The 13,021-nt window shown below is 68.9% G+C and carries 2 protein-coding genes; one reads left to right on the top strand and one right to left on the bottom strand.

Going from position 1 to position 13,021, the window contains the following annotated elements:
- Window positions 1–9: 9 nt before the first annotated feature.
- The gene (locus A9X00_RS09705; protein ID WP_067152343.1) at window positions 10–11,148 is read right to left on the bottom strand and encodes a type I polyketide synthase; all 11,139 of its coding nucleotides are present in this window, start codon (window positions 11,146–11,148) and stop codon (window positions 10–12) included.
- A gap of 445 nt (window positions 11,149–11,593) precedes the next feature.
- Between A9X00_RS09705 and A9X00_RS09700 the strand changes: the two genes are divergently transcribed.
- A complete protein-coding gene (locus A9X00_RS09700; RefSeq protein WP_067152442.1) occupies window positions 11,594–13,015 on the top strand; it encodes a condensation domain-containing protein in 1,422 nt (473 codons plus the stop codon).
- Window positions 13,016–13,021: the final 6 nt, after the last annotated feature.

The raw sequence follows: 13,021 nt of genomic DNA, 5'->3' as shown, positions 1-13,021 counted from the left end.
GCCGGGGTATCAACTCGGCTCAGGCGCCGCCTCGGATTCCGGGCTCGGCTCCGCCTCCTCAGCGGCCGGCGCCGTGTCCGCCTCCTGCGCGGCCGGCGCCGGCTCCGAATCCGGCAGCTGACCCGCGAGGTACTCGGCGAGCCCGCCGATCGTCGGATAGTCGAACACCGCGGTGGCGTTGATCGTGAACGCCCCACCGAACTGGCTGTAGAGCCGGTTGCGCAGTTCGACTGCCATCAGCGAATCCGTACCCAGGTCCAGGAACCGGCTGGTTGCGGCGGGCGGTTGCGCGAGCCTCAGGAAGCCCTGCACCTCGCGCTGCAGGAATTCGGTGATGAAGCCGGCCCGCTGCGCCACCGGTATCTCCTGCAGCTGCCGGAGCAACTCGCTGTCGCCGGTCGGCTCCGTGACGGCGCTCGGCAACACCAGGTCGAGAATCGGCGGGCGGGATGCGCCCAGCAGCTTGGCGGCGCGCTGCCAGTTGGCCTTGATCACGGTTGCCTGCGCGGTCCCGCTGGCGACGGCCTCGGCCAGCGCGTTGAGGGCAGCGCTGGGCTCCAGCGGAATCAGGCCCTGCGCACCGAGATTGGCGCGCGCGGCCTCCGAAGACGCCATGCCGCCCTTGCCCCAGGGACCGAGGTTGACGCCGGTCGCCGGCAAGCCGTGCGCCTTTCGCTCGGCCACCAGCCCGTCGAGCAGCGCGTTGGCGGTCGAGTAGTTGGCCTGGCCGGGTGAGCCGAGCAGGCTGGCCACCGAGGAGGACACGATGAAGAAGTCCAGATCGTCTTCCCTCGTCAACCTGTCCAAGTAGCAGGCGCCGAACGCCTTGGGCGCCAACGTCGTGCGGAAACGCTCCAGGCTCTGCTGCGACAGCAGCGCGTCGTCGAGCACGCCCGCCAGGTGTGCCACCCCAGCGAGCGGCGGCAGCTCCGCGCGGATGCGCTCCAACAGCTTTTCGACCTGCGCCTCATCCCCGACGTCGGCCGCGAACGTGTGGATGCGGCACCGGTAGCGCTCGACGATGTCCTCGATCGCCCGTTGCGCGTCCGCGTCGGGTGCGCGCCGGCTGGTCAGCACGATGTCACCGGCACCGAGTTGGGCCAGATACGCCGCGGTGTGCAGGCCGATCGCGCCGAGGCCGCCGGTGATCAGGTAGCTCCGATCACCGCGCGGCTGCAGCGGTTTCGGCATCTGCAGCACGATCTTGCCGATGTGCCGCGCCTGCTGCATGCGCCGGAACGCCGTCTTCGCCTCGGTCAGCGGGTAGATCTCGGCGGGCAGTGGCGTCCACTCGCCACCGGCCAGCCCCTCCGACACCTCGGCCAGCAGGCCACGGATGCGCTCGGGCTCTTGGAACGTGACCGTGTCCAGCGCGACGATCTCGTAGGCGATGTCCGGACGGGCCGCCGCCATCTGCTCCGGGGTCCAGATGTCTCGCTTGGCGATCTCGGCGAACCGGCCGCCCTGGGCGGTCGCCCGCACGGTCGCTTCGATGAACCCCTCGTTGGTCAGGCTGTTGAGCACCACGTCGACGCCGGCGCCGTCGGTGTCGGCCAGGATCTGGTCGGCGAAATCCGTACTGCGCGAGTCGTAGACGTGTTCCACGCCCAGCTTGCGCAGCGTCGCGCGTTTGTAGGTGCTGGCGGTGGCGAACACGATCGCGCCGTGCTGCTGCGCCATCTGGATGGCGGCCAGTCCGACGCCGCCGCTGGCGGCGTGGATGAGGACGCGGTCACCGGGCTGAAGCTGCGCCCAGTCGAACGCGAGCCGGGCCGTGAGCGCCGCGGCGGGGATCGTCGCCGCGTCCACCGCGCTCAGCCCGTCCGGAATCGGCGCCAATAGCTGCGCCGGCACGTTGAACCGGGTGGCGAACGCGCCCTGCATGAAGCCAAACACGCGCTGACCAACCTCGAGTCCGGTGACGCCGGCGCCCAATTGGGTGACGACGCCGGCGAAGTCGCCGCCGATCGGGCCCGGATCGCCCGGGTAGAGGCCCAGCACATTGAGCACGTCCCGGAAGTTCAAACCCGCGGCCTCCACGCGGACCTGGACGTAGCCGTCGCCCGGCGGCGGCACTTCCGCCTCGGTCAGACGCAGGTTGTCGATCGCGCCGCGTTCGGTGGGTGCCAGGACGTAATCGTTGGCCCGCGGCAACGCGAGATGACCGCTGCGCGACCACTGCAGCAACCGGGACGCCAGGAACTTGCCTTGCCGCACAGCGAGTTCGGGCTCCTCGATCGGTGTGCCGAGCAGACCGGCCAGCGCGCGCACGGCCTGCTCCGACCCGTCGCAATCGACCAGCCTGCAGCGCAGGGCCGGTTCCTCGTTGACGATGGTGCGCCCGAGCCCCCACAGCGCCGCCTGCACCGGGTCGACGGGCTCGCCGGATTCGGTCGCGACGGCGCGTTCGGTGATGATCCACAGCCCGTTGGGAAGTTTGAGCTGCGCGTCCGCCTGCACCGCGTGCACGACGCTGAGCAGCTGGGCGATCCCGGCCTCCAGGCGCGCGGCGGATTGCGCGTCCGACTCGTCCGCGCTGGGTCCGGCGCTGCGCCAGATGATCCCGGAGAACGGCATGCCGCGCTCCTTGGCCTGGGCCAGCAGCTGCCCCACGGGCTCCGGATCGGTGGCCGGGTCAGAGGCGATGCAGCCCGGCAGCTCGGCGGCGAGTTGACCGAAGCCGGCAACCAGCCAGGTGCCGTTCGGGTTTCCGGCGCCCTCGGTATCACCGCTCGACGGCGGGGGCGGCACCTCGTGCCAGCCAAGGGCGTACAGCAGCCGGGTGGCGTCGCCGCCGAGCCCGCGCAACAACGCCTCCCGGGGCGCGCGTTTGACGGTGAACTCGCGAATCCCGCCGAGGCGGCGGCCATCGCGATCTACGAAGTCGAGATCGAAGACCTGGGTTTCGCTGTCGAGGCCGCTGGTGTGCCACTTCGCGCGGCAGTAGAACCGCCGCGGCATCTTCTCGCGCAGCTCGACCTGCCCGTAGCGCAACGGCAAGAACAGGTCGGAGACGCCCTGTTCGGCCGCCAGCAGCGCGGGGAACGCCGGGAACGCGACGCCGGTGCAGAGGTCCATCAGCACCGGGTGCATCGGCTCGGTTCCGAGATGTTCGGCCAGTTCCTCGCCGACGGTGATATCGCCGATCGCCTCGCCCTCGCCGAGCCACAGCGACTTCAGCGAACCGGACCAGTTGGGGCCCCAGGCCAATTCCATGTCGGCGAAGGTCTCGAACAGCTGCTGCGGACGCATGCGGTTCATCTGCTCGATCGCCGCCGCAATGGAATCCGCGGAATCCGCGGAATCCGGGGAATCCGCGGGCTCGACTTCCGCGGCGCCGGTGCGGAGGGTTCCGTCGGCGTTGAGCGACCATTCGGCATCGCTGACGCCGTAGGGGCGGCTGTGCACGCGGAAGCTCCAGCCGCCTGCCTCATCCAGCGGATGCAGCGTCAGCTGCACCTCGCGAGATGCCCTCTCGGGCAGGATGATCGGCTCGTAGAAAAAGACGTCTTGCACCCGCGCCGGCGGCCCGACGGCGGCCAGCGCCATGGCCACATACGTCGCGCCCGGAACGACGACTGTGCCGTAGATGACGTGATCGGACAGCCACGGCTGCGACTTGACGGAGAGCCGACTCGTGTAGACGGAGTCGCCGGAGGCGAGATCCCTTGCACTGCCGAGGATTCCGGAAACGCCGGCGCCCGGTCCGTCGATGCCGGCGATCCCGGAAGTCTTGGGCCAGAAGTGGCGGCGCTGGAACGGATAGGTGGGCAGTTCGAGTCTGCGGCGGGGTTGACGATGCAGCGCGGCGAACTTGGGCCGGTGGCCGCTGACGTAGGCGGCGGCCACCGCCTCGGCGATCTGGCGCCGGTCGCCGATGCCCTTGCGCATCGAGACGATCGCGCGCGGCGGGGCAAGGTGTTCCGGCCAGACCTGCACCGCGGCCCCGGTCAGAACCGGTTGCGGGCCGATCTCCATCAACACCGAGCAGCCCAGCGCCGCTACGGTGCGCACGCTTTCGGCGAACTGCACCGGCTGGCGGGAATGCCGCCGCCAGTATTGCGCGTCCAGCGGGGTTTCACCCGTGAGCACGGCGCCGGTGCGGTTGCAGACCAGCGGCAACGTCGGCACGGCGAATTGCAACTGCGCCGCGTACGACTCGAATTCACCGAGAACCGGCTCCAGCAGCTCCGAATGGAACGCATGGCTGGTTTCCAGCCAGCTGCACCGGATCCCGTCGCCGCCGCACCTGGCGAAGATCTGTTCCAGGTCGTCGCCGGGTCCCGAGAGCACCGTGTTGGGGCCGTTGTAGGCGGCGACCGACACCAGCGGGAAATCGTTGGCGATCTCCTCGACGTACTTGGCGTCGGCGAACACCGCCACCATTCGTCCGCCCTCGGGCAGGCTGCCGAACAGCCGGCCGCGCTCGGCCATCAGCCGGGCCCCGTCCTCGAGGCTGAAAACCCCGGCCACACACGCCGCCGCGTACTGGCCCACGCTGTGCCCCAGCACCACGTCGGGCTCGATGCCCCAGGACTGCCACAGCCGGGCCAGGCCCATCTCGACCGCGAAAAGCGCGGGCTGCGCAAAAGAGGTGTGCCGCAGCATCTTCCCGGCCTCACCGCCGGTTTCCCTGTCCGTCGCGAACAGCACCTCCAGCAACGGGCGCGGCAGCATCCCGTCAACCGCCTCCGCGCAGCGGGTCACCGTGTCCGCGAAAACCGGCTCCGCGTCGAACAACTCGCGCGCCATCCCCGGGTACTGGCTGCCCTGCCCGGTGAACAACCACGCCGTCGTCGGCGGGTCCGCGCACTCGCCGCGCACCACGCCCGGCCGCATCCGGTTCTCGGCCAATTCGGCCAGCACCTCGCGGGCACCCTGAACCGAATCCACCACCAGCGCGGCCCGATGCTCGAAATGCGAACGGCCGGACCCGGCCGTGAAGCACACGTCGGCGATGTCGACCTTCGGGTGGGCGTTCAGCCAGTCCCCGTATCGCTGCACCAGCGCCACCAGCGCCTCCGGTGACCGCGCGGACAGCGGCAGCACCTCGACCGGTTCCTCTCGAGCGTCCGGCTCCGATGCAGCGGTGTCGTCGTGAAAGATGTCGCTGGTGGAGTATTCGTCGGCGGTCGCCGCCAGCGGTGGTGCCTCCTCGATCAGCACGTGCGCGTTGGTGCCGGTGAACCCGAAGGAGCTGACGCCGGCGCGACGCGGTTTTCCGTTGGCCTGCCACGGAATCGCCCTGTCCACGACCCGCACCGGCAGCGAATCCCACGGGATGTGCGGCGACGGCGTCTCGAAATGCAGGCTCTGCGGCAGCATCTCGTGCTGCAGCGACAGCACGACCTTGATCAGACCGGCGACTCCCGACGCCGACTCGAGGTGGCCGATGTTGGTCTTCACCGACCCGATCAGCAAGGGCCGGTCCGCGTCGCGGGCGGCGCCGAAGACGGCGCCGGCCGCCTGCACCTCGATCGGATCACCGAGCGCCGTACCCGTCCCGTGCGCCTCCAGGTAGTCGACGTCCCCGCCGTTCAGACCGGCGCGAGCCAGCGCCGAGCTGATAAGCCGTTGCTGCGCACCACCATTGGGCACGGTCAAACCGCTCGATGCGCCGTCCTGATTGACCGCGCTGCTGGGGATGACCGCGCACACCCGGTCACCGTCGCGCACCGCGTCGCTCAGCCTCTTGAGCACCAGGATCCCGCAGCCTTCACTGCGCACATAGCCGTCGGCGGAGGCGTCGAAGGTCTTGCATCGCCCGACGGGGGAAAGCATCCTGGCGCGTGACGCGGCGATGATGGTCACCGGGCTCAGCAACACGTTCACCCCACCAGCCAACGCCAAATCGCAGTCACCGGAGTGCAATGCCTGGCAGGCCTGATGCACGGCCACCAGCGACGAGCTGCACGCGGTATCGACCGCGACCGCCGGTCCCTCCAGTCCGAGCGCGAACGCGACCCGGCCCGAAATGGCGTTCAGCGCATTGCCGGTGATGAAGTGGGGCTCGAGCTTCTCGACCGAGCCGGACGACAACAGGTGCGAATACTCGTTGGCGCCCACCCCGACGAAGATCCCGCTTCGGCTGCCGCGCAACGCGGACGGCGCGTACCCCGCCCTTTCGAGGCCCTCCCACACCGTTTCCAGCATCAGCCGCTGCTGGGGATCGATCCACACGGCCTCGCGCGGGGAAATGCCGAAGAATTCCGGGTCGAATCCGTCGATCTCGTCGATGAATCCGCCGAAACGGCTGTAGATCTTGCCCGGGGTCTCCGGGTCCGGGTCGTAGAACTCGTCGATGTCGAAACGGTCCTCCGGAATTTCCCGGATCGCGTCGACACCGCCGGACAATACGTCCCAGAACGCCTCCGGATTCGGCGCGCCGGGAAAACGGCACGCCACCGCGACGATCGCGATCGGCTCGTCCGTGCGCGTCGTCGCCGCCGCCGGCCGGGGCTTGGTCTCCGCCTGCTCGCCGATCCCCAGTACGTCGGCGAGCAGATAGTCCGCCACGTCCACCAGACGTGGGTGGTCCATCGCCAGCGTCGCCGGTATCTCCTTGCCCACTCCGTGCTCGATGCGCTGCCGCAATTCGATGGCCATCAGCGAATCCATGCCGAGATCGAAGAATCCGGCGTCCTCGCGGATCTCCGCCGCGTCGACTCGCGTCACCTCCGCGACCGCCTCGCGCAGGTAATCGACGAGAAGTTTCTTGCGCCGCTGCACCGGCGCGTTGGTGAGCTGCTCGACCAGTCGGGTCGGCCCGGACGGCCGGGACAACGGCTGCGCGGCAACAGAATCCGGCAACTCGCGTTCCAGCTCCGCGAGCAACGACCGCCGTCCCGCCTGCTGGTAGAGCGGCAGGAAGCGGGCCCAGTCGATCCGGGCCACCACCCCGTTGGCCACCCCCTGCGCGGACGAAGCCGCCATGAGCTCGGCCATCCCCGCCAGCGCGTCGGAGGGCGCCAACGTCCGGACCCCGCGCCGATCCAGCCGGGCCCGGGCCTCCGCGTCGGCCATGCCCGCCGACCAGGGACCGAAATTGACGCTGACCGCGGGGACCCCGTGCTCGCGCAGCCGCCAGGCCTGCCCGTCCAGGAAGGCGTTGGCCGCGCCGTAGGCGGTCTGACCGAACCCGCCCCATACCGAGGCGATCGAGGAGGTGCTCACGAAGAAGTCCAGCCGCAGACCGAAGGTGTCCAGGGCGGCCTCGCTCAAATTCCAAGCGCCCCAAACCTTCCCGGCAAACACCCGATCGACCTCGTCGTCGTCCAGGGCGCGCAGCGGGGTGGTGCCGATCTCGCCCGCCGCGTGGACGATGCCGGCCACCGGCGGTAGTTCGGCCTGCACGGTGGCCAACAGGCGCGCGACATCGTGCGCATCGGCGACATCGGCGGCAATGACCCGGACTTCGCAACCGTGCTGTTCTTGGATGGCATCGATGCGCTGTTGGGCGGCGTCGCCGGGCGCGCGCCGGCCGGTCAGCACCAGGTGCCGGGCGCCGTGCGCCGCCAGATAGCCGGCGATCTCCAGTCCGATCGAACCCAACCCTCCGGTCACCAGATAGGTTGCGCCGTCGCGCAGCGGCAGGGGTGCGGCGGGCGGCCGGCCGGCACGTCGAACCAGCCGGGGCACGTGAACGGCTCGATCGCGCAGCGCCAGTTGGTCTTCCCGGACGGCCGGGTCGCGCGGTGCGGCGGTCAGCCCGTCGATCAGCCGCGACCATTCGTCGGCGTCGGTTTCCCTGCCCGGCGGCAGATCGGCCAGTCCGCCCCACACCTGCGGATGCTCCAGCGCGGCGGCGCGTCCGAATCCCCAGAGGCAGCTTTGATCCGGTGACACGGTGTCCGCGTCGGTGACCCGTTGCGCGCCACGGGTTACCACCCAGATGGGCGCCCGCAGTTCGGCGGACACCGCGGCGCGAAACAGCCGCCGGGTACCGCCCAGGATTCGGTGTTGCATCCGCAACAGCGACCGCGCCGACGGTGCGGTATCTGAATCGAGGGCCGCGACGTGCAGGATCCGCAGCGTCGATTCGTCGGCCTCCGCGGCGCGCAACGCGGCCTCGAGATGTTCCTCGTCGGCGTCGGACACCGGCAGCCCGACGATCCGGTGCTGATGCCCGCGTGCGGTCAGCACGTCCACCAACGGGCGAACCGCTTCGGCATCATTGCCGATGAGCAGCCATGCCGATCGCTCCGTCTCGGAGTCCGGGGCCCTGGCGGGCTCGGCGGTGGATGTCTCCCAGCGGACCTCGTAGCGGTCGTCCGCGATGGACCGGGTGTCGCGCTGTTGGTTGTGTTGTGCGGCAAGCTTTGTCAGCACCTGCACGGTCTGCTGGTCCGCGCTCGCGCCGTCGAGCAGCGCGGCGAGTTCGTCGATCCGGCCGTCCTCGAGCAGCCGCACCGTTTCGGTGCTGGCGGCGGTGTTCTGCTGCTGGTTGGGGCGCTCGCGATTGTCGCGATACCAGTACTCGCGATGCTGAAACGGATACGGCGGCAGGTCGACCTTGCGCGCGCGCCCGATGACGGCGCCGAAGTCGGGCAGGTGACCCATGACGTACGCGCCCGCGAGGGCTTCGCCGATCTGGCGGTGGTCGGCGGCGCCGCGACGCAATGAGGCGATCGCCCGCGGCGCGGTGCCCGGGTCGGGCCACGCCCGCAGGGCAGCGGCGGTGAGCACCGGTTGCGGGCCGATCTCCAGCAACACCTTGCAATTCAGTTCGGCGAGGGTGTGCACGCTCTTGGCGAACTCCACCGGTTGGCGGGCGTGGCGACGCCAATAGGAGCCGTCGAGCTTCACGCTCCTGCCGAGCGCGGCGCCGGTGCGGTTGCACACCAAAATCCGTTGCGGCGGGCTGAAATCGAACCGGTTCGCATACGCCTCGAACTCGTCGAGGATCGGATCCAGCAGCGAGGAGTGGAAGGCGTGGCTGGTGTCCAGCCAGTCGCACCGCACACCGTCGGCCGCCAGCCGGGCCACCGCCTGGTCCAGATCCTGCGCCGGTCCCGAAAGCACGGTGTTGGCACCGTTGTAGGCGGCGACCGACAGGCTCGGGAATTCGTCGGTGAGGCCCTCGACCCGCTCGGCGGCGGCGAAAACCGCGACCATGCGACCGCCGTCGGGCAAACTGCCGAACAGGCGGCCGCGCTCGGCCATCAGCAGCGCGCCGTCCTGAAGGCTGAACACGCCCGCGACGCAGGCCGCGGCGTATTGACCCACGCTGTGGCCCAGCACCACGTCGGGCTCGAAGCCCCATGACTGCCACAGCCGGGCCAGGCCCATCTCCACCGCGAACAAGGCCGGCTGCGCGTAGGAGGTCTGCCGCAACGTCTCTTCGTTGTCGGGGCCGTCCACGTCGAAAATCACGTCTAGGAGCGGCTTTTCGAGAACATCCGCGACCACTTCCGCGCAGCGGTTCACCGTTTCGGCGAACACCGGCTCGGTGTCGAACAGCTCTCGGGCCATGCCCGGGTACTGGCTGCCCTGACCGGTGAACAGCCACGCGGTCTTCGGCGTGTCGTCGGATAGCCCGCGCAGCAGGCCGGGTGCCGGGCGGTCGTCCGCGAGCGCACCGAGCAGCTCGGCGGCGGATTCCTTCGAGTTGATCACCAACGCGGCGCGGTGCTCGAAGTGCGCTCGCCCCACCCCGGCGGTGAAGCACACGTCGGTCAACGACGCTTCGGGGTGCGCGCTCAACCAGCTGCGGTACTGATCGGCGATCTGCACCAGCGCGGCGGGCGTGCGCGCCGAAAGCGGCAGCACGCTGAACCGTTGCTCGTCCGGACCGGGCGCCACCGCGACCTGCCCCGCCCCTTCGGGCGCTTCTTCGATGATCACGTGCGCGTTGGTCCCCGCGAAGCCGAACGAGCTGACCCCCGCAATGCGTGGCCGGCCGTCGCGCTCCCAGGTGGTTGCCTCCTGCACGACCTGCACCGCAAGCCGTTCCCACGGAATGTGCGGCGACGGGTTGCGGAAGTGCAGGTGCTGCGGCAGCAACTCGTGCTCGAGCGACAGGATGACCTTGATCACGCCGGCGATCCCGGCGGCGGCCTCCAGATGGCCGATATTCGTTTTAACCGAACCGATTAACAGCGGCCGGCTGGGGTCGCGCCCCTCGCCGAACACCGCGCCCGCGGCCTGCGCCTCGATCGGATCGCCCAGCGACGTCCCGGTCCCGTGCGCCTCCAGGTAGCCGACGTCGCCGGGTGCGATGCCGGCGCGCTTCAGCGCCTCGGCGATAACCCTTTGCTGCGCAATGCCGTTCGGCACGGTCAAGCCACCCGACGCGCCGTCCTGGTTGATCGCGCTGCCCCGGATCACGGCCCTGATGCGGTCGCCGTCTCGGATCGCGTCCTCAAGCCGCTTGACGACGATGACACCGCAACCCTCGCCGCGCACGTAGCCGTCCGCGGCCGCGTCGAAGGTCTTGCACCTGCCGTCGGGCGCGAGCATGTGGGCGTGGGAGAACGTGATCATGGTCGCCGGGGTGAGCATGACGTTGGCTCCGCCGGCCAGCGCGAGGTCGCATTCCCCCAAGCGCAGCGCCTGGCACGCCTGATGGATCGCCACCAACGACGAACTGCACGCCGTGTCGACGGCGACCGACGGGCCCTGCAGCCCCATTCGGTAGCTGATCCGGCCCGCCGCTGCGGCGTTCGACGTCCCGATCGCCATATAGGCTTCGATCTCGGGATAAGTCAGCTCGTCCGATGCCATTCCCAGGTAGTCATGGGTGGCCAAACCGACGAACACGCCGGTGTTGGAATTCGCCAAAGCCGTTGGCGCAGTGCCCGAATGCTCCACCGCCCGCCACGCCGTCTCCAGCAGCAGCCGGTGCTGCGGGTCCATTAACCTGACCTCGCGCGCCGACATTCCGAAGAACGGTGCGTCGAACCCCGTTACGTCATCGACGAAACCCGCCCGACGGGTGACAACCTTCCCGGGCACATCGGGGTCCGGATCGAAGAACTCGTCGACATCCCAGCGGTCGGGAGGAATCTCCGATACCGCATCGCGGCCCTCGGACAACACCCGCCAGAATTCGTCCGCATCCGCCGCGCCCGGAAAACGCGCCGCGTAGCCGACGATCGCGAAGCCCCCAGAAGCCAACGCCCGCTTCATCGGGTCCTCGACGGATGTCATGCAGTTGTCCTCCCCGTTTCGACCGGAAAAATTGATGCCCGCGGGCCCTTGCGGCGCCGCAGCCGTGGCTTCTTCGAACCACGTCCTAGGCCGCTCACTGCATACACACCCAGGACCAGAGCTGGCAGAACCCCCCCGGGTACTGCCTTACAGCGACCGTCATCGCGAATCTACACATCCAGGCCGGGTTGCCGCAGCCGAATCGCCTACGCCGACCAGTATTACAAGCGCGGGCCGATTCGCCGTGCCGCGACGCGCGGATGCCGTCATTTGGGGCGCCGAACGCGCCCGGGCCGACCGTTCCCCGAGGGACCGGCGCCCGCCGTGCCGATGCGCAGTTGCGCGCGGATATGCGCATGTCGGGGACGGTGGCTGCCGGAGGGGCTATCTTGGGTCTCGCTACCGGCGGGGCCGAAGTGCCGCCGTGAAACTCGGGGAGAACATATTGCGCATCGGGAAGATCAGGATCGGCTCACTCGGTGACTGGACGCCAACCGCGGGAACGGTCATCTCGTGGCATCCGACCGCCGCGTCCCAGGAGAAGGCCCGCCAAGCGCCGGTCAGTTCGGTGCCCGTCAGCTACATGCAAGGCCAACACCTGCGCAACTTCCACGAGCGCACGGCCGCCGGGCTGGACTTCTCCCGGCAGATCATCGCCACCTGCGAGGTACCCGGCCAGTGCGACATCGCCGCCATGGATCACGCCGTCAACGCGTACCTGCGTCGGCACGACACGTTCCGCAGCTGGTTCGAACCCACCGAGGATGGGCAGTTCATCCGGCACACCCTCACCGATCCCGCCGATATCGAATTCACGCCGATCGACCACGGCACAATGACGGTGGAGGAAATACGGGCGCATCTGGTGGCCATTCCAAATCCGCTGGAGTGGGGCTGTTTCACCTTCGGGATCGTCCGAAACGAGGAGCATTTCACTTTCTTTGTCGCCATGGATCATGTCCATGGCGACGCGACGTTGATCGGCACGACGATGCTCGAGGCCAACGGGATGTATGCGGCGCTGAGTGGGGGCGGTGAACCCCTGGCGCTTCCCGAGGCCGGCAGCTTCAACGATTTCTGCGCGCGCGAGCGCCAGTACGCGTCGACGTTGACCCTGGATTCGCCGCAGGTGCGCGCCTGGATCGACTTCGCCGAGAACAACAACGGCGGCTTTCCCGAATTTCCGCTCCCGCTGGGTGATCCGTCGGAGCCCAGCGACAGCGAGTTGCTATCCGAATTCCTGATGGACCCCGAGCAGACGGAGCGGTTCGAATCGGCCTGCACGGCGGTGGGCGCGCGCTTCATCGGCGGCCTGTTCGCCTGCTTTGCCCTGGTGGAGCACGAGTTCACGGGGGCCCTCACGTATTACGGCCTCACCCCCAGGGACACCCGCAGGACCACGGACAATTTCATGACGCAGGGTTGGTTTACCGGCTTGGTTCCGATCACGGTGCCCATAGCCGCGGCCTCGTTCGCCGAGGCCGCGTGGGCGGCGCAGGCATCGTTCGATTCGGGCCTGGACTTGGCGAAGGTGCCGTATTACCGCGTGTTGGAATTGGCGCCGTGGTTGAAGTGGCCGGAGCCGAATTTTCCGGTGTCGAACTTGCTGCACGGCGGGGCGGCACCGCTCAACGCCGTCCTTGCCGCGGCCGACCTGGGTTATGCGAACAATTTGGGAATTTATTCTGACGGTCGCTATTCGTATCAATTGACCATTTACGTGTTCCGGTACGGCGAGGGCACGGCGATGGCGATCATGTATCCCGACAATCCCGTCGCGCTGAAATCGGTCACCCGCTACATGGAAGCAATGAAGTCCGTATGCGCGCGGGTCGCCGACAGCGGCCATTGGGGACGCGTTGCCTAGTGTGGT

It is taken from the genome of Mycobacterium sp. 1245805.9 (assembly GCF_001672915.1).
In the GTDB taxonomy this organism is placed as follows: domain Bacteria; phylum Actinomycetota; class Actinomycetes; order Mycobacteriales; family Mycobacteriaceae; genus Mycobacterium.
Note: the sequence above shows the minus strand (reverse complement) of the source record. Positions and strands in the feature narration are given on the sequence as shown.

Coding starts and splice junctions, on each gene's coding strand:
- A9X00_RS09705 (WP_067152343.1), bottom strand. CDS start 11,148: ATGACATCCGTCGAGGACCCGATGAAGCGGGCGTTGGCTTCTGGGGGC.